General features: G+C 66.7%; 17 protein-coding genes. 8 read left to right on the top strand and 9 right to left on the bottom strand.

Annotated elements, in window-relative coordinates; translation table 11 throughout:
* Positions 1 to 75: 75 nt before the first annotated feature.
* From EU513_RS05460 to EU513_RS05450, 3 genes are all read right to left on the bottom strand, one after another.
* The gene (locus EU513_RS05460) at positions 76 to 1206 is read right to left on the bottom strand and encodes a PP2C family protein-serine/threonine phosphatase (RefSeq protein WP_129624880.1); all 1131 of its coding nucleotides are present in this window, start codon (positions 1204 to 1206) and stop codon (positions 76 to 78) included.
* Positions 1207 to 1335: 129 nt separating this feature from the next.
* Entirely contained in the window at positions 1336 to 1803 is a 468-nt protein-coding gene (locus tag EU513_RS05455) for a ribose-5-phosphate isomerase (protein ID WP_129624879.1), read from the bottom strand.
* Positions 1804 to 1819: 16 nt separating this feature from the next.
* A complete protein-coding gene (locus EU513_RS05450) occupies positions 1820 to 2437 on the bottom strand; it encodes a disulfide bond formation protein DsbA (RefSeq protein WP_129624970.1) in 618 nt (205 codons plus the stop codon).
* A 147-nt stretch (positions 2438 to 2584) separates the two neighbouring features.
* Between EU513_RS05450 and pepN the strand changes: the two genes are divergently transcribed.
* Positions 2585 to 5158: an aminopeptidase N gene (gene pepN, locus EU513_RS05445; RefSeq protein ID WP_129624878.1), complete on the top strand. Its 2574-nt coding sequence runs from the start codon at positions 2585 to 2587 to the stop codon at positions 5156 to 5158.
* A gap of 60 nt (positions 5159 to 5218) precedes the next feature.
* Here the strand turns inward: pepN and malQ are convergent, their stop codons facing one another.
* On the bottom strand, positions 5219 to 7429 hold the full coding sequence (malQ, locus tag EU513_RS05440) for a 4-alpha-glucanotransferase (protein WP_129624877.1): 2211 nt from the start codon (positions 7427 to 7429) through the stop codon (positions 5219 to 5221).
* Positions 7430 to 7498: 69 nt separating this feature from the next.
* On the opposite strand from malQ, the gene EU513_RS05435 reads away from it, so the two are divergent.
* From EU513_RS05435 to EU513_RS05425, 3 genes are read left to right on the top strand one after another with little or no spacing between them, the layout of a single operon-like run.
* Positions 7499 to 8413: a mechanosensitive ion channel family protein gene (locus EU513_RS05435; protein WP_129624876.1), complete on the top strand. Its 915-nt coding sequence runs from the start codon at positions 7499 to 7501 to the stop codon at positions 8411 to 8413.
* A gap of 53 nt (positions 8414 to 8466) precedes the next feature.
* Complete coding sequence (locus EU513_RS05430; protein WP_255407419.1) at positions 8467 to 8883, top strand: globin; 417 nt, start codon at positions 8467 to 8469, stop codon at positions 8881 to 8883.
* A 46-nt stretch (positions 8884 to 8929) separates the two neighbouring features.
* Complete coding sequence (locus EU513_RS05425) at positions 8930 to 10654, top strand: glycoside hydrolase family 13 protein (RefSeq protein ID WP_129624875.1); 1725 nt, start codon at positions 8930 to 8932, stop codon at positions 10652 to 10654.
* A gap of 54 nt (positions 10655 to 10708) precedes the next feature.
* Here the strand turns inward: EU513_RS05425 and EU513_RS05420 are convergent, their stop codons facing one another.
* Complete coding sequence (locus EU513_RS05420; RefSeq protein WP_129624874.1) at positions 10709 to 11326, bottom strand: hypothetical protein; 618 nt, start codon at positions 11324 to 11326, stop codon at positions 10709 to 10711.
* Positions 11323 to 11769, bottom strand: coding sequence for a thioesterase family protein (locus EU513_RS05415; protein ID WP_129624873.1), 447 nt, complete (start codon positions 11767 to 11769; stop codon positions 11323 to 11325). The genes EU513_RS05420 and EU513_RS05415 overlap by 4 nt, the downstream gene beginning before the upstream one ends.
* Positions 11770 to 11817: 48 nt before the next feature.
* On the opposite strand from EU513_RS05415, the gene EU513_RS05410 reads away from it, so the two are divergent.
* A complete protein-coding gene (locus EU513_RS05410; protein WP_129624872.1) occupies positions 11818 to 12768 on the top strand; it encodes an acyl-CoA thioesterase II in 951 nt (316 codons plus the stop codon).
* A 110-nt stretch (positions 12769 to 12878) separates the two neighbouring features.
* Here the strand turns inward: EU513_RS05410 and EU513_RS05405 are convergent, their stop codons facing one another.
* Positions 12879 to 13280 (bottom strand): hypothetical protein, encoded by a 402-nt coding sequence (locus EU513_RS05405; RefSeq protein WP_129624871.1) that lies wholly within the window; start codon positions 13278 to 13280, stop codon positions 12879 to 12881.
* A 389-nt stretch (positions 13281 to 13669) separates the two neighbouring features.
* Here EU513_RS05405 and EU513_RS05400 point away from each other — a divergent pair, with 389 nt between their 5' ends.
* The 3 genes from EU513_RS05400 (at position 13670) to EU513_RS05390 (ending at position 16268) form a co-directional block, all read left to right on the top strand.
* Positions 13670 to 14305 carry a TetR/AcrR family transcriptional regulator gene (locus tag EU513_RS05400; protein ID WP_168990159.1) on the top strand — a complete coding sequence of 212 codons (636 nt, stop codon included), beginning with the start codon at positions 13670 to 13672 and terminating at the stop codon, positions 14303 to 14305.
* On the top strand, positions 14298 to 15500 hold the full coding sequence (locus EU513_RS05395) for a DUF3533 domain-containing protein (RefSeq protein WP_129624869.1): 1203 nt from the start codon (positions 14298 to 14300) through the stop codon (positions 15498 to 15500). Before EU513_RS05400 ends, EU513_RS05395 begins: the two co-directional genes overlap by 8 nt.
* 180 nt (positions 15501 to 15680) lie before the next feature.
* Positions 15681 to 16268: a GNAT family N-acetyltransferase gene (locus tag EU513_RS05390; protein WP_129624868.1), complete on the top strand. Its 588-nt coding sequence runs from the start codon at positions 15681 to 15683 to the stop codon at positions 16266 to 16268.
* A 332-nt stretch (positions 16269 to 16600) separates the two neighbouring features.
* Here EU513_RS05390 and EU513_RS05385 read toward each other — a convergent pair whose 3' ends face one another.
* Together EU513_RS05385 and EU513_RS15790 are read right to left on the bottom strand one after the other, a co-directional pair.
* Complete coding sequence (locus EU513_RS05385; protein WP_129624867.1) at positions 16601 to 18043, bottom strand: HNH endonuclease signature motif containing protein; 1443 nt, start codon at positions 18041 to 18043, stop codon at positions 16601 to 16603.
* A 28-nt stretch (positions 18044 to 18071) separates the two neighbouring features.
* A complete protein-coding gene (locus EU513_RS15790; protein ID WP_168990158.1) occupies positions 18072 to 18230 on the bottom strand; it encodes a hypothetical protein in 159 nt (52 codons plus the stop codon).
* Positions 18231 to 18380: the final 150 nt, after the last annotated feature.

Raw genomic sequence — 18380 nt, 5'->3', positions numbered from 1 at the left:
TAACTCGCGCATTGCCGCACACAAGGGCGAAATCGACGGCCGGAAAGGCCGCCGAACCGAAGTCGGCGAGAGGTGTCAGTTACGGCGCAGGACGACGACCGTGCGGTCGTCGGTCTCGCCGGCCCGGGCGGTCTGGCAGATGCGCTTGGCCGAGCCCACGATCGAGGAACTTATCTCGCGCTCCGCATGACCGAGCATGCGGTCGACGCCCTGGGAGATGTCGACGTCCTTGTGCTCCACGACGCCGTCACTGAACAGCACCAGGATGTCGCCGGGCAGCAATTGCCCGCGCACCCGGGGATAGTCGCGCTCGGTGAGGTGGTCGATGATGCCGAGGACGACCCCGGCCTCAGTGGTCATCGCTTCCCAGCGTCCGGTGCCGGCGTGGAACTGCACGGCGGCAGGATGCCCGGCCGAACCGAGCGAGAAGGCACCGTCGGCGAGGTCGACGGCGACGTGGGTCGCGGTCGCAAAACCGTCGGTCCAGCCCTGACGGACCAGGTAGTCGTTGATGGCGGGCAGGACGCGGGACGGTTCAAGGGCACCGAGCAGACCGGAGACAGCGCCACCGAGCAACACGGCCCGGGATCCGGCGGTCGAGCCCTTGCCCGACACATCGAGCACCGCAGCATTGAAGACTCCGCTGACCTCGCAACCGACCACAACGTCGCCGCAGAACGCCTCGTCGTGAGCGGGCATCACCGCGCTGTCGAGACTCCAGCCCGGCGGCAGGTCGGGCATGTGGGTCTGCACCTCGTGCCGCTGGCGCAGGTCGGTGAGCAGGGTCGCCGCAACCTGGTGGGAGATGCCGCTGCTGCGCGTCCAGGTGCGGTCCAGGGCCGCCACGATGGCGGCGGTCACGCCGATCGCGATCGCGCTGGTGGCCGCACGCTCGGTGAGGTCGGGGGTGCGGATGAAGGCGACCAGGACGAACGCCAGACAGCAATAAGCGAGCGCGACCCCCATGAGCCGGCCACTGAGCATCAGACCGCTCGCGAGCACCGGCGGGAGGAAGAGGCCGTAGCTGTAGTCGGGACGAACCTCGAACAACAACACCAGGAAAGTCGCGATCGTGACGATTGCGGCGGTGATGATCCAGGCCGAGCGTGGCAGGTCGAAGGTGGGTGCCGCCGTCCGCTGCCGACGCAGGAGCCAGCGCATCGGCCGGGACGACAGTCCCGGTGACAGCGATTGCTCGATTCCCATGCCGCAACGCTAACCGTCCGGCGATGTATAGGGAAATGAAGTTGGACAAATCCATACCCGTTTCTCCCCCATCGAGCCGCGAGGGGCGTACCCTGCCCTCCCGCCAAGCACCCGTGCGGGTGTGTCGGGCTAGTCCTCGGCGGGCAACTCTCCACTGTTCTCATACGCAGTCACCATGTCCAAGCGCCGCTGATGACGGGCAACTCCGGCGTACGGCGTCTCGAGGAACACTTTCACCATCGCCTGGGCCTGTTCCTGGGTATGGAAGCGTCCACCCAACGAGATGATCTGAGCGTCGTTGTGCTCACGGGCGAGCTGCGCCAACTCCGTCGAGTAGCACAGCGCCGCGCGGATGCCCTTCACCTTGTTGGCCGCCATCTGCTCGCCGTTGCCGGACCCGCCGAGCACGATGCCCAACGATCCCGGGTCTGCGGCGACACCTTCGGCGGCGCGCAGCACATAGACCGGGTAGTTGTCATGCTCGTCGTACTGCGCCGGACCGTGGTCGACGACCTCGTGGCCCTGCTCGACCAGCCATTCGACCAGGCCGCGCTGCATCTCGTAGGCGGCGTGGTCGCCACCGATGTGAACTCGCATGAGGCTTCTCTCTCTTTCAGCTGAAGTCGGGGTCGGCGTCGCGGGTGCGCTTGAGTTCGTAGAAGCCGGGCGTGCCGGCGACCAGCAGGCAGCCGTCCCAGAGCTTGCCGGCGGCCTCGCCCTTGGGTGCCGGGGTGACCACCGGGCCGAAGAACGCGACGCCCTCGAACGCCACGACCGGCGTCCCGACCTCGTCACCGACCAGGTCGATCGCCCGCTGATGCGAAGCACGCAACGCCTGGTCGACCTCGTCACCGGGGACGTTCTCGGCGCGGTCGATCAGATCGGCCGGCAGACCGGCGTCCTCGAGCGCCTCGACGCAGACCTGACGCAGGTCCTTCTCGTCGCGTCCGCGGCCTTCGAGGTGGATGCGCTGACCCATCGCGTCGTACAGCTTCTTACGGACGTCGTTCCGCTCGTCCTGCGGCACCGAGAGTTCGGCGGCGATCACCGTTCGCACCGGCAGCCACCCGCGGTCGAGCATCTCGCGGTAGCTCTGCGGCAGATCGCGGCCCTCGTTGAGGACGCTGAGCGACATCACCGACCAGGTGACGTCGACGTCACGGACCTGCTCGACCTGCATCATCCAGCGGGAGGTCATCCAGGCCCACGGGCACATCGGATCGAAGAACATCTCGGCCGTCTTTCGGCCGCCCTGCGGGGCGTCGGTGTCAGTCACGTGCTCATCCTGCCAAACGCGTCGGACGCCCGCGTGGGAGCATGTCGTCCGCGTGCGCCCGACGAAGTGCTCACGTCCGGATCCCCACGAAGGAGTTCATCGGTGGCAACCACCAACCTGACCCGTACCGAGGCCGAGGGCCGCTCGACACTGATCGACGTCGCGTCCTATGACGTGACCCTCGATCTGACGAGCGAGGAGAAAACGTTCGGATCCGTCACCGAGGTGGTCTTCACCGCCGAGCAGGACGGCGACACCTTCATCGACTTCGTCGACGGCACCGTCACCGGCCTCGAACTCAACGGCGAATCGCTCGACGCCGCCGGCAGTTACGACGGTGCGCGCATCGCGTTGACGGTGCGCTCCGGCGAGAACCGGCTGCGGGTCGAAGGCACCGGCACCTACATGAACACCGGTGAGGGCCTGCACCGTTTCGTCGACCCGGTCGACAACGAGGTCTACCTCTACAGCCAGTTCGAGGTCGCCGACTGCCGCCGGATGTTCGCCGTGTGGGATCAGCCCGACCTCAAGGCCACGTTCCGCTTCACCGTCACCGCGCCCGCCCATTGGCAGATCGTCTCCAACCAGCCGACCCCCGAACCGCAGCCCGCCGAGCACACCTGGCGCGACCCTTCCGGCAACGAGCGCCCGACCGCAACCTGGTCGTTCGGGGCCACCCCGGTCATGTCGTCCTACATCACTGCGCTCGTCGCAGGCCCGTACGACGTCGTCCGCGACAGCGTCTCGACCCGTCGCGGCGAGGTGCCGCTGGCGATCTACTGCCGCAGGTCGTTGAGCGAGTTCCTCGACTCCGACAACGTGTTCGACTGCACCAAACGCGGATTCGAGTTCTTCGAGAACGAGTTCGACTGCGAGTACCCGTTCGAGAAGTACGACCAGATCTTCACCCCCGAATACAACGCGGGGGCGATGGAGAACGCCGGCTGCGTGACCTTCAACGAGATCTACATCTTCCGTTCGAAGGTCTCGGACGCGAAGATCGAACGCCGCGCGCTCACGATCCTGCACGAACTCGCGCACATGTGGTTCGGCGACCTGGTCACCATGAAGTGGTGGAACGACCTGTGGCTCAACGAGTCGTTCGCCGAGTGGGCGTCCACCGTCTGCCAGGCGGAAGCGACCGAATGGGACGAGGCCTGGACGACCTTCTCGATCTTGGAGAAGACCTGGGCCTACAACCAGGACCAGCTGAGCTCCACCCACCCGATCGTCGCCGACATCGGCGACCTCGAGGACGTCGAGTCCAACTTCGACGGCATCACCTACGCCAAGGGTGCGTCCGTGCTGAAGCAACTCGTCGCGTACGTCGGCCGCGACCGGTTCGTGCAGGGTCTGCGCTCCTATTTCGCCAAGTACGCGTGGGGCAACACGACCCTGCCCGACCTGCTGACAGAACTTGCGGACGCCTCCGGCCGCGACCTGAAGGCGTGGTCGGCGCTCTGGCTGGAGACCGCGGGCGTCAACACCCTCACTCCGAAGCTGGAGACGGGCGACGACGGCACGATCTCGTCCTTCGTCATCGAGCAGACGGCCACCGAGGAGCTCCCGACACTGCGCCCGCACCGCCTCGCTGTGGGTTGCTATGAGCGCCAGGGCGATTCGTGGGTTCGTACCAACCGCGTCGAGGTTGACGTGGACGGCGCGAGCACGAGCGTCGACGCACTCGTCGGCACGACGCATCCCGGCGTGATCCTGCTCAACGACGACGACCTGGCCTATGCCAAGATCCGCCTGGACGACGCGTCGATGGCGGCGGTGATCGAGCAGCCCGAAGGGTTCGACTCACTCCCCCGCGCGCTCGTGCTGGGTGCCCTGTGGGACATGACGCGTGATGCGCAGCTGCGTGGCCGCGACCTCGTCTCGGTGCTCCAGGTGCTCGTCGGCAAGGAGACCCACTCGGGAATCCTGCGGATGATGCTCACCGTGCTGCGCCAGCTGACCGAGCTGTACATCAGCCCGGACGCGCAGGACGAGGTGCGTGCGCACGTCACCGCCACGTTGCGCGAGGCCGCGTCCCAGGCAGCTCCTGGTTCGGACGCCCAGTTGCAGCTCACCGAGGCGTTCGCCGCGTACGCGTCCACCAAGGACGATGTCGCGTTGGTGCGAGGTCTGCTGTCGGGTCAGGAGTCGTTCGAGGGCCTGGCGATCGACCAGGATCTGCGCTGGTCGTTGCTCACGTCACTCGCCGCCGCAGGGGCCGCGCAGGAGGACGAGATCGCCGCCGAGGAGCAGAAGGACGCGACCGCCAGCGGCAAGGAACGGGCCGCCCTCGTGCGGGCGGCGCTGCCCACCCCCGAGGCGAAGGCCGAGGCGTGGAGCAAGCTGGTCGAGACTCCGGGTCTGCCCAACCAAACGATCGAGGCGATCGGCAAGGGTCTGCAGCGGGTGCACGACCGGCAACTGCTCGCCCCCTATGCGGACAAGTACTTCGCCATGCTGACTTCGATGTGGGCAGACCGAACGTTCCACATCGGTCAGAGCATCGCCAACCTGGCGTTCCCGGTGTCGCTGACCTCGCCGGATCTGCTCGGTGCAGCTCAGCAATGGCTGGACGAGAACGCGTCCGCGCCGGCCGGTCTGGTGCGTGTGGTGACCGAGCACCGCGACGACGTCCAGCGGGCCCTCACCGCGCAGGCATACGACGCTACGCTCTGATCCATCGCACGAAACGCACGGCCCCGCTCCGATCGGAGCGGGGCCGTGCGTTTCGTGCGGTCAGTTCTGCGGCTCGGCGTCGCGGTGGTTCACGCATCGGATCAGTCGCTTGGCGCGACGACTGATCATCACCTCGTCCAGCGTGACCAGCTTGTGGTTGCCGTCTGCAAGAGGCAGACGCCAGTTCGGGTACTCCTCGTCGGTACCCGGCTGGTTGATCGTGCGCACGTCACCGACCAGGTCGTTCACCGAGACTCCGAGCATCTTGCTCGGTGCCCATGCGAGGTACTTGTGCAGGGCGTCGACCTGCTCCTCGATGCCGGCCTTCTCCTTGAGCAGACCCCGCTCGCGCAACTCCGACAGCACTGCCTCGCGCTGAGCGTCGTCCTCGGCGATCTCCTCCTCCAACGGACGAGTGAGCAGACCAAGTTCGTGACGCACCGCGATGTGCTCTCCCTGCAGGTACCCGGCGGTGGGCGGCAGGTCGTGCGTGGTGACGCTCGCCAGGCACAGCGACCGATAGGTCTCGGGGGCACGCGGAGCGGAGCCGTCCTTGCGCTCGAACCACAGGATCGACGTGCCGAGCAGGCCGCGCTCCAGCAGGTAGTCACGGACCCAGTCCTCGACCGTGCCGAGGTCTTCGCCGATCACGACGGCGCCGGCGCGCTGGGCCTCGAGCGCCAGGATGCCGACCATCGCCTCGTGGTCGTAGCGCACGTAGGTGCCGTTCTTCGGGGACTCCCCGCGCGGCACCCACCACAGACGGAAGAGTCCGAGGATGTGGTCGACGCGGATGCCGCCTGCCATGCGCAGCACGGTGCGAAGCATGTCGCGGAACGGCGCGTACCCGAGTTCGGCCAGGCGGTCCGGGCGCCACGGCGGCTGGCTCCAGTCCTGCCCCATCTGGTTGTAGTCGTCCGGCGGGGCGCCGACGCTCACCTGGTGGGCGAGCACGTCTCCGAGCGCCCAGGCGTCCGCGCCACCGGGGTGCACGCCGACTGCGAGGTCGTGGACGACGCCGACACCCATGCCGGCGGCGCGCAGTTCCCGCTGGGCATCGGTCAACTGGCTCTGCACGATCCACTGCAACCAGCACTGGAACTCGACCTCGTCGGCCAGACGTTCCCGCTCGGCAGCAACGGCCTCGCTGCGTGGGTCGCGTAGCTCCTGCGGCCATGTCTCCCAGGGCAACCCGCGGTCGACGACGATGGCCGACCAGGTGGCGAAATCGATGAGGCCCTGGCCCTCGCGGGTCACGAACTCCTCGAACTCGCGAGCGCGGCGGTGCGTGCGTTCGGTACGGAAGATCATCCGCAGGGCGGCCCGCTTGGCCTCCCAGGAGCCGTCACGGTCGAGCTGAGCGAGCTTGTTCAACCGGCGGGCGTCGTCGCTGTGCCACTCCACGAGTTGGTGTTCGGCTGCGGACAGGTAACCGATCTCCGGTACTTCCTCGACCCGGATGTACATCGGGTTGACGAAGCGGCGCGAGGTCGGCAGGTACGGCGAGGGCTCCATCGTCGCGACCGGTTCGGCGGCGTGCACCGGGTTGATCAGTGCGAAGTCGGCACCCTGGCGAGCGCCCCAGGTACCGAGTTCGGCGAGGTCGGCGGCGTCGCCGATGCCCCACGAACGCTCGGAACGCACGGTGTACAGCTGGGTCATCAGACCCCACACGCTGTCGTTCTCCAGCGCGGCCGGCAGGCTGACCTTCTCCGGCGTCACGATCACCGGCGCGCGGTGCTCCTGCGTCGGGCGGGGTGTGGCCTTCGCCCCGTCGGTCGTCGCTACGGACTCCGCGGCGGGCGCTGCGTCGTCCACCGGCTTCTGTCCGACCGACACGATCAGTTCGTGATAACCGAGCGGCAGGTCGCCGGGCAGTTCGATCGTGGTCTCGGCGACCATCTCGCCGTCGATCTCGCGCGGTTCGACGAACCGTTCGACGACGGCGACCTCTCGAGTGCGCCCGTCCTCCAACCGCAGCCTTGCCTCGCTGGGCGCCCCGTCGGCCGTATGCAACGCGACCCACGGCGTCCAGCCTTCGCGCAGGACGATCACACGTGGGACGACGCGGCGCCACGGCTCGAGTTCGCGCTGGTCAAGCGCTGCCCGGGCGGACTGTTCATCGGATGCGTCCACGTCGAACACGCTCAGCACGGTGCTGATGGTGTGGGCGGACACCTGGACGTGGTTGCCCTTCCAGTCCCAGTAGTCGGTGGCGACGCCGTAGGCGCGGGCGAGGTCGATGAGCGTGCTGGACGGGGCGTCGGACATGGCCGCAAGTTTCGCACGCCCGGCGGAGCCGGAGGAACCTTGTCTCGCCCTCCTGCGAAACTTGGCCACATGCCCGACTTCACCGTGAGCGACCAACTGCCGGTCAGCATCTGGGACCGGCTCCTCGGCACTCCCTTGATGATCGCCGGGATCGTCGTGATCGCGCTGTTCCTGCGCTGGGTCGTGCACCGCGCGATCCGCAAGGTGACCGCGATGATGGAGCAACGATCGGCCGAACGGGTCACGGCGAGCGGACGCGCGACGCGGGTGCTGCGGCAGGCCACCGGCCTGGACAACGAGCGACGCAAACAACGCGCGGCGACGGTCGGTTCACTGTTGCGATCGATCTCGACAGTCCTCATCTTCACGATCGCCGCGCTGACGATCATGGCCGAGTTGGGCGTGCCGCTCGCTCCCCTGCTGACCTCGGCCGGCATCGGTGGTGTCGCCCTCGGCTTCGGGGCACAGAGCCTGGTGAAGGATTTCCTGTCCGGGATCTTCATGATCATGGAGGACCAGTACGGCGTCGGCGACGTGATCGACACCGGTGAGGCGATCGGCACGGTCGAGGAGGTCACGCTGCGAGTGACCCGGCTGCGCGACGCGGCCGGTGTCGTCTGGTACGTCCGCAACGGCGAGATCATCCGTATTGGCAACAAGTCTCAGGGCTGGGCCGTCGCGCTCATCGACATCCCGATCGCCTACGACCAGCCGGTGGAGAAGGCTCTCGACACACTGCGCACCGTCACCCGCACCATCGACGACGAATCCCCGTGGAAAGAGGTGTTGCTCGAGGAACCGCAGGTCGCGGGTGTCGAGTCCGTCAGCGGTGGCGTCGTGACGCTACGGATCATCGCCAAGACCGTGCCGGGCGAACAGTACGCGCTGTCCCGTGAGGTGCGCGAGCGCAGTAAGAACGCCTTGGACGCAGCCGGCATCCGCGGTCCTGCGCTGCCGCCGTACTCGGCGGGTGCCGGTATCTGAGCCGTGCTGCCTCCCCTGCGGGATCGCAAACCGCGGTTTGAAAGACTGGCGGCGTGACCGAGCAGACGACGTACTACGAACGCATGGGTGGCGAAGCCACCTTCCACAAGCTCGTGCACGAGTTCTACAGGGGTGTCGCGGACGACCCGGAGTTGCGCGCGATGTACCCCGAGGAGGATCTCGGCCCCGCCGAGGTGCGACTGCGCATGTTCCTCGAACAGTATTGGGGCGGTCCCACCACCTACTCGCAGCAGCGCGGCCACCCACGGCTTCGGATGCGGCACATGCCGTTCGTGATCACTCCGGCCCAGCGCGACCGCTGGTTGCTGCACATGATGAACGCGGTCGACACGCTCGACCTCGAACCCGCACTGGAGAACCTGCTGCGCGATTACCTCACGCGGGCCGCCTACTCCCTGGTGAACGCACCCGAGGATCGCCCGGACGTCACCGGCCTTTCCCAGGCCTGACCAGCGGCCCCGATTTGTGTCAGGGGCCGCACGAGGACCAAACTTGATGACCGTGACTTCCGCCAAGCTCGACCTGTCTCAGACCGGCACCACCCTGCACCGCGGGGCCACCGATTCCGCTTGGTGGCGCAGCGCGGTGATCTACCAGATCTACCCCCGCTCCTGGGCCGACGCCAAGGGCGATGGCGTCGGCGACCTGAAGGGGATCACCTCGCGCCTGCCCTACCTGCGTGATCTGGGTATCGACGCCGTCTGGCTGTCGCCGTTTTACACCTCCCCCCAGGCGGACGCCGGCTACGACGTCGCCGACTACCGCGACATCGACCCGATCTTCGGCACGCTCGATGACGCGAAGAGCCTTGTTACCCAAGCACATTCGCTCGGCCTACGAATCATCGTCGACCTTGTGCCGAACCACTCGTCCGACGAGCACGAGTGGTTCAAGGCCGCGTTGGCCGCAGCGCCGGGCTCCCCCGAGCGCGATCTCTACATGTTCCGCGAGGGCAAGGGCGAGAACGGAGAAGAGCCGCCGAACAACTGGCAGAGCGTCTTCGGTGGGCCGGCCTGGACCCGTGTCACCGAGGCCGACGGACAGCCCGGGCAGTGGTACCTGCACCTGTTCGACCCCAAGCAACCCGACTTCAACTGGCAGAACCCGCGCGTGCGCGAGGAGTTCGAGTCGATCCTGACGTTCTGGCTCGACATCGGCGTCGACGGCTTCCGGGTGGATGTGGCGCACGGCCTCATCAAGCAAGAGGGTCTGCCCGACTGGACCGGCGCGATGAACATGCTCGACCTGACCGACATGGAGAAGCAGCACCCGCCGATGTGGGACCAGGACGGCGTCCACGAGATCTACCGCGACTGGCGCGCGATCCTCGACTCGTACAACACGACCGGGGACGACTCCAAGGACCGCATCATGTGTGCCGAGGCCTGGGTCGACCCGCCCTCGCGCGCGGCTGCCTTCGTCCGCCCGGACGAGTTCCACCAGGCCTTCAACTTCGACTTCCTGCAGGGTGCCTGGCGCGCCGAGGACCTGCGCGACGTGATCGAGAAGTCGTACGCGGCGAACGACAGCGTCGGCGCACCGACCACCTGGGTGCTGTCCAACCACGACGTCGTGCGTCACGCCAGTCGCCTAGGTCTGCCGATCGGGCGCCCGCGTCCGAACGGGATCGGTGCCGATGACGAGCAGCCGGACGCGGTTGTCGGTCTGCGCCGGGCGCGCGCCGCGACGACGCTGATGCTGGCCCTGCCGGGCGGCTCGTACCTGTACCAGGGTGAGGAACTCGGCCTGCCCGACCACACCTCGATGCCGGACGAGTTCCGTCAGGATCCGACCTTCGCGCGGACCGGGGGCAAGGAACTTGGCCGCGACGGCTGCCGCGTCCCGATGGCTTGGGAGAAGGACTCACCCGCGTTCGGCTTCAACACCACCGGTGAGACCTGGCTGCCGCAGCCGGAGGTCTACGGATCGTTGGCCGTCGACCAGCAGGACGGCGTAGAGGACTCCACCTTGGAGCTTTACCGCACGCTGCTGCGTATCCGTCGCGAGCGGGACCTGGGTGAGGGTTCGATCGTGGAGCTCGACTCCCCCGCCGACACCGTCATGTTCCGTGTCGAGTGCCGCGCCGAGCAGACCTACGTCGCCGTCAACCTAGGCTCTGAGCCGTTCGAACTCTCTTCTGGCGCAACGGTTCTGGTGTCCAGCGAGCCTGGCGTGACGACCACTCTGCCTACGGACACGGCGGTCTGGTTCACCGCCTGACCGGCCGCCTCGGAATCCGCGCGGACCCCCGTCGGTTCGCGCGGATTCTTCGTTTCAGCGGGTCAGCACGAACCCTGCCGGGGTGCTGAGGCGTCCCCACCGACCGCACCGATGCCACGAGGCTTCGTCACCGACGAGGAAGCCGAGCGCGTCGGCGGCGAACGCTGCGCCCGCAGGCATGCCTTCCTCTGGAACACGTCCCCACACGCGTTCGCGGAGGTTCGCGACCGCGGCTGCACCGGCGACGACCGGAGTGCCCGCGGCGACCTCGGCGATGCCCTCACGTGCGATCTCCTGCAGGCGCGCGACGGCGATGGTCGCTGCGGGCTCCCAGCCTGATCGAGGCGCGGAGATACCCAGCCAGGGCGCCGAAACCTGTTGCGGCGGAACGGAAAACACAGTCTCGACACCGCGTGCCAGACGGTCGCGCACGGAAACAAGCGCCACAGCGATGTCGAGGTCGGCGGGCTGGGTGAGCCGCTGCACCCGCAGGCCCAGGGTCAGTCCGGTATGAGTGAGACTGCGTCCGGGCAGAACCTCGACCCAGGACGCCAGCACCGTGCCGGAGGCCTGCAGTCGCAGGGCACCATCGGGGGCCACACGCAATGCGCGCCGGATGAAGGTCGCGAAGTCGTCCGCCGATCGTTGATCCTCGAAGTGGAGCGTGGTCATCGGGTGCGGCGCTTCATCGGCACCGGATCACCGAAGAATGTCTCCAGGTCGGCGCGCATCTCGGGCGAAATGCGGGTGGGTCGCTGGGTCTCGACGTCGAAGGTGACCAGCGTTCCCTCCGAGCGGGCATACACGGTTGCGTCTTCGTCGCGGCAGGAGAGCACCTCGTAGGCGAGGTCGAACGAGGCACCCGCGATACGCGACACCCACATCGCGATGGTGATCGTCGGACCGCGGTACGGCAGCTGCTGCAGGTAGTCGATCTCGCTGCGCGCCACCAGCAACGGCTGCTTGTCGTGGCCGAGATCGCCGAACCAGTCGCGCATGCCGAGCACACGCGCCTCCTCCAGCAGGCGGAGGTACTGGACGTTGTTGACGTGGCGGTTGGCGTCCATGTCGGACCAGCGCAACGGCACGTCGATGTAGTACGGACGTTTCGGCATGGGTCCATCATCGCAAGTGCCCTACCCGTGGGTCGCTAGAGTGTCGGCGTGACTTCTTCCGGCGACACCCCTGACCTCGACGCCGTCGCGGACCTGCTCGATGTACTCGACCTCAAGCACGAGGGAACCACGCGCTTCGGCCCGCTGGACGCGTCCACCGACCCGGACGACAACCACAGCCACGAGATGGACTTGTACGTCGGTCGCAGCCAGGAGACTCCACACAAGCGTGCATTCGGCGGTCAGGTGCTGGCTCAGTCGGTCATGGCCGCGGGTCTCTCCATCCGCGCGAACGCCGGGCTCGACGAGCGCCCCATCCACTCCCTGCACGCCTACTTCATCCGCCCGGGTGACTCGCTCAAGCCGATCAGTTTCGCCGTCGAGAACTTGCGCGACGGGCGGTCGTTCTCGGTCCGCCGGGTGTACGCGATGCAGAACGGTCAGACGTTGCTGTCGGCGACCTTGTCCTTCCAGGTGCCGGCCGAGGGGCTGGAACATCAGTCGGAGATGCCATCGGTGCCTGAACCCGACCGGGTGCGCACCACGCCGCAGGAGCTCGAGGGCATCGACCACCCGGTGGCCGACCACTGGCGCAGTCGCTCGATCGATGTCCGCACCGTCGAGGGGGCGCTGTTCTTCCAACCGGGCCGACAGAAGTACGCGGCGCAGAACGTCTGGATGAAGACGATCACGCAGTTGCCAGAGGACCCGCTGATCCACGCCGCCGTGATGGCGTATGCCTCCGACTACACGCTGCTCGAGTCGGTGCTTCGCAAGCACGGTTTGGTGTGGTCGGACCCGCGCCTGCGCGCAGCCAGCCTGGACCACTCGATGTGGTTCCACCGTCCCGGGCGAATCGACGAATGGCTGCTCTACCAGCAGGAGTCGCCGTCGGCCTCCGGTGGGCGCGGCTTGGGCATGGGTCGTCTCTACGGTATCGACGGGACGCTGCTATGCACGGTCGCGCAGGAGGGCATGTTGCGCCTGAAACAGGACTGACGAAGTCGACAGGACCCGCTCTGGTGCAGCGGGCCTTTTCGATTTCGAACGCAACTCAGCGGACTGCATTTGCCTCGATCGCGTCACGCACCCACTGCCGGCATACGGGATCAGAGCAGCGTCGCCGGGGCGTCCTTGTGCGCGCGCCAGTAGAGGCTGCCGGCGGCGATGCCGATCGCGAGGCCGGCGATGAAGGCGCCCATGGCGGTGTACTTCACGAACACTAGCGGCGAGAGTGCCACGGCAATCAGCGCGATTGCGGCGATGGCGGCCGGGTGCAGCTTCAAGACGACTTTGTAGGCCAGGATCCCGAGGATGTTACCGATTACCCAACCGGCGATCGGGTCAGTCAGCCAGGCCGGGTCGGGTAGCAGGCCCTTCTGCGGCTGGAAGATGGCCAGCATGCCCACCAGGATCACCAAGGCACCGATGTCGATGAGCAGCCAGGTGGCGGCGGCGACGTGGTGGAAGCCTGGACGTTCGTTCAGTGGGGTGCGGGTGCGCTCTGCCATGGGCTCCTTCTCCTTGCGGTGGACGCGGCGAGCCTACCAGCGGGTAGGGTCCGCTGGTGGGATGTGCTGCGGTGGAGATTGACGCTTGGTCGCTCCGGCCGCTTGCTTGGATGAGGCCTGATTCACGCAGCAAACGCCCGACCTGTGTGGGGTCAAGGCGGCGTACGGGCGAACCCCGCCATCACGGATCATGAAGACCGCACTGGACAGGGGCGCCGACCCGGCACCCACGATCCCCACGCGGCGGTTCTCGGCCCCCTCCGGCGGTTGCGGCCGGGCGGAGGTTCCTAGTTCCCGCTGCTGTGGTGCATGGCCTCCTCCTCCAACATCACTCAAACTGAGCGAACTCATTTCTGAGTGCGCTACTGCTTTTGGCGTATGATCAGAAGGTGACGTCGACTACACAGGCCCCGCATCGAAGTAACCCAGTTCCGGGTGGGCGCCGTGAAGCAGCGACGTCCCGCAAGCGTGCCGCGATCCTCGTCGCTGCGCAGGCGCAGCTCGCCGAACACGGTTACGACCGGATGACCGTCGCCCACGTCGCACAGGACGCCGGCATCGCTATCGGAACCTTGTTCACGTACGCCGCCACGAAGGCCGAACTCTTGATGATGGTCACCGCCGACCGCTGGTCGGACTTCGTACCTTCGACGATCCAGTCGGCACCGCCAGGCGATCCTGTACGTGCGCTGCGACACCTGCTCGCACCATTCGTCGACATCGCACTGCGTGAGCCGGCGACAACGGTCGCCGTGGCCCGAGAACTCCTGTTCGGCCAGCCCGGCCCCCACCGCCAAGCCGTGCTCTCCCTCGTCGCCGATCTTGAAGCGGCGATGGCCCGCTTACTTGCTGAAGCCGGAAGCACACGAGCCGCCGAGGCAGCCACCATGCTGTTCGCGGGTGTCCTGTTCGAAGCCAACCGGGCACGCGACCGGCGAATCATCCGCGCCGACGACATGGACGAACGGGTCGAACGTCTCATCGAAGCCTGCCTGCCCCGCAACGAATCGAGCACCCATGCCTGAGCTCCCCACCCCTGACCAGACCCCCCGACACCGGGCCCCCGACGAGGACGAGCAGGTGCCGGGCGAGGACACCCAGTACGCGGGCGACGCACCACCGAAGGAAACGTCGCCGGCGGGGTCGTCGCCGGCCCTTACCGACGGCCCCCGTCCGGGCTACGAACGGAGCGCCGACGAACCGGTCCGTGAGCGTCTGCGCGACATCTTCGGCATCTCCTCTCTCGGGCTCATCATCGGAGCCTTCCTCCTGCACCTGGGTTTCATCGCCTCCTATGTGGGCGCCTTCCACCAGCAGCAGCCGCACGGACTCCAGGTCAGCGTGATCTCCGACCACAACTGGCAGTCCTACGTCGCCAACCAACTGAACGCGATCCCCGGGAAGCCGGTGTACGCCTACGCTGAGACCGACCTGGCCACCGCGAAGAAGATGCTCACCGAACGGCGCCGCCAAGGCGTCTACCTGTTCAACCCCGACGGGAACACCGACACCCTTCTGGTCGCGTCCTCCGCCGGATCATCGAACGCGGCAGCAGTCGAGCTCATCTTCCAGCAGGTGGCCGCCAAGCAGGGGCGCTCGGTACAGATGACGGACATCGCGCCGGTGCAACCCGGAGACAGCCGTGGCATCACCGGCTTCTACCTGGTCACCGGCTGGCTGGTCGGCGGTTACCTGATGGCTTCACTAGTGGGTCTGAGCCGAGGCGGCAAGGCCCGCAACTTCCGGCGCATGCTGTGGCGTCTGGCGCTGTGCGCGGTCTACGCGGTGCTTGCCGGACTACTCGGCACCCTGATCGTCGACCAGTGGCTCGGCGCACTGACCGGCCACTACTGGCAGCTGGCCGCGATCGGGATGTTGCTGTCGGCGACCGCCTCGATCTTCACCATGGGTATGGAGGCAGTCTTCGGCGTTGTCGGCGTCGGGATCGCGATCCTGCTGTTCGTTGTGTTGGGCAACCCCTCCGCCGGCGGGGCCTTCAACTACGAGGTCCTTCCCCAGCCGTGGCGCTTCATGGGTCAGTGGTTGCCGAACGGTGCAGGAGTCGACGCCGTTCGCAGCGTCGTCTACCTCGACGGTTACAGCCTCGGCTTCCACCTCTCAGCCATGGCCTGGTGGCTCGCGGTCGGCCTGCTGGTCTTCCTGCTCGCAGCCAACAACACCTACTGGGGCATTCGGCGACCGATGGACCAGGCCGACTGAGGCACAGAGCCTACGTGCTCACGACCGGAGCGCGACCTGCAACGCCACAGCGAAGCAGGCAAAACCGGCGCGCCTCGTAACCGCCACAAGGACCGGCTGCGCGCGTCGCCCCAGCGCTGCTCGGCGACCTTCCGGGGCTGACGTCGCGTGAGGGTCAAGTCCGCTGCGAGAATCGGCGACATGGATCTGTCACCCGTCACGCTGACCGGACGCCTGGTACGGCTCGAACCGTTGTCCCTCGATCATCACGACGGTTTGGTGGAGGCGACGCAGGACGGTCAGATGTGGGACCGCTGGTACACGTCCGCCCCCGCCGCGGACGGTGTCGCGCCGATGATCGAGCAACGGTTGGCGATGCGGGATGCCGGAACAATGGTTCCGTTCGTTGCAGTTCGGTTGCAGGACAACGCGGTTCTGGGCATGACCTCGTTCTACGACATCCGGCACGACGTACCGCGACTGTCGATCGGGTACACGTGGAATCGTGAATCGGCCCATGGCTCGGGCACGAACCCGGAGTCGAAGCTGCTGCTCATGACGCACGCTTTCGACGTTCTGAGTTGCGCCGCAGTGCGCTACGAGACCAGTTGGTCGAACCAGCAGTCCCGTACCGCGATCGAGCGACTCGGCGCGCGGCTCGACGGCGTCCTGCGCGCCGACAAGGTGGAACGCAACGGGGCGCTGCGCGACACCGTCGTCTACTCGGTGCTCGCTCACGAGTGGCCGTCGGTCAAGGCCAACCTGGAGCACCGTCTGCGCCACCGGTGATCAGCCGGCGATCCGGCTGTCAGTGGATCATCGCTCACTGACGCGACCAGCGGCGAATCCTTGGGTGCGAATTGTCTGAGTCGGATCGAGCCGGTCTCGATGAGCGGCATGTGGACGGTGAGCACGTCCCCATTGTGCCGCTCGGAGAGGGCCCTGCGGGTGGACGAAGGCTGGCACTGAGCCGTCGCTGAATCGCTGCCTGAGCCAGGTGTCCGACGGAGGTTTGTGCTGAGTTGTCGCCAATCGCTGGTTGAGCCATGCGCCCGACGAAGGAGGGCGCATGCGCCGAAACCCGGTGACCGTGAACGGCTACCCGACCGCACGGGCTGAGTTCATGAAGCGTCGTGCACGAAGTCGGGGTAGGTGACATATGTGCGGCCCGTGCGGGAGGTCCAGGTACAGACTCCGTCGTCGCTCATCTCGTAGTCCCAGTGCTTCTTGGTCTTCGCGTCGTGATGGTGGCGACAGAGCGCGGCAAGGTTCTGACCGCCAGTCGGTCCTTGGGGCCATTCGATGACGTGGTCGATGTCGCACCTGATGGCGGCCCTGGTGCACATGGGGAACCGGCAGGTCTGGTCGCGTTGCTGCACGAACTCCCTCATCCGCGGCGTAGGTTCATAGGCGGTTGTCGAGGTCTCGCAGGTGACTCCGGTGTCGGCGTCGACCAGTGCCCGGGTCAGGCGGCAACCGACCTGCTCGATCAACGCGTCGAGGACTTCGGGTGGGATGAACCCGATCCCTGCGATCCGTGCCCACCCCATTGTGTAGCAGTGGTCCGCTTCGCGTGCTGTTGAGCTGGATTCGGTGCCATCAGTGTCGGCGGGCGCTCCGGAATGGTCAGGACCTCGCGGGGATGAGGCGGACTGTCCGGGTGGTGGTGAACCATCATCCGGGGACGCCTCGGGCTCGCGTTCCGCGTCGTCGGTGGCACGTTTCGTTGCCGTCGCAGCCTGTTCCTCGCGCACGACAGGGACTTGGATGACGACCTGGTAGGTCACGTCAGCACCTTGGGTGACGAGGTCGTGCAACGCGCCGAGGCGCAGTTGTCCGAGCGTCGGCCTCGACTCACCGGTCTCGCTGCCCTCACTTGCGGTCGGGTTCTTCGAGCGTTGATCAGCCAACTGGTCGACCGCTCCGTAGATGCGGGCGATCTGGTCGGCCGGGCCGACGGCACACAACTCGGCCATGCCCGGCATGTCGCAGGGACGCACCCACACACCGGTGGCTTCTTTGGCTTCCTTCTGGCGGGTCTTCTTCGCCGCTTCCTCTTCCCACTGGGTCACCAGTGCCCGCGCCGCGGTCTTCACCTTCAGGTAACCCCAGGTGTTGAAGCCTTTGGTGTCGAGCAGGTGCTGATCGACCCGGTGGGACGTCTCGGGTGAGGCGTTCACCAACTCGGAGGCAACGAGGCTGACTTTCCAGTACGGGATCGAACCCTCGACCGCCGCGGCGAGCAGCCCGGGCGTTTTGGTGCACGCATCGATGGAGTTGCTCATCTTGCTCGACGCGGTGCGGGGCGCCATCTGACACGCAGCCGCCAGGTCGGTGTCGGCGAACGGTGCCTGGTGACCGAGCGGGTGTTCGACCTTCGCGGTGACACCGGTGTCGGAATCGACCAGCTCTTCATCGATCGCGGCATACCGAGCCATGGCCATCGCCTGCACGGCTTGTGAGGTGGATGCCAACTGGGTGGAGCCTTTGATGGCTTCCTCCAACAGCCGCATGTCATCGACATCGACAGGCCGAGCGGTGGCGACGGACCCGGCGTTGCGCACGGCGTCTGATTCGAGCCGGTGAAACGCTTCACGGGAGATCCGGTTCGCGAACGTCAGGACTTCCGCGGGTGACCCCAAAACGTTCAGAAGCTGGTTCAACAAACGCTGCTTCGGGTCCGAAAGCGATTGCAGCAGAACGTAATTCCACCGGTGAGACCGGTTCGTAGAACTCGTAGCTGATGCCCATGAGAAGACTCTAGGCGGGACCACCGACAACCTCTCTTGCCTTGACGTTCGCCAACAACAAGGGGGATGGAAGTCGGCCGCGGGGTCGGTCGGCGGATACGCCATCGTCCGGAATATCGCTCGCGGCTCAGATCTGTGGTTGATAGACAAG

Origin of the sequence: Yimella sp. RIT 621, assembly GCF_004146205.1 — a bacterium.
GTDB classification, from domain to species: domain Bacteria; phylum Actinomycetota; class Actinomycetes; order Actinomycetales; family Dermatophilaceae; genus Yimella; species Yimella lutea.
This window is presented reverse-complemented; position numbering and strand designations above follow the sequence as displayed.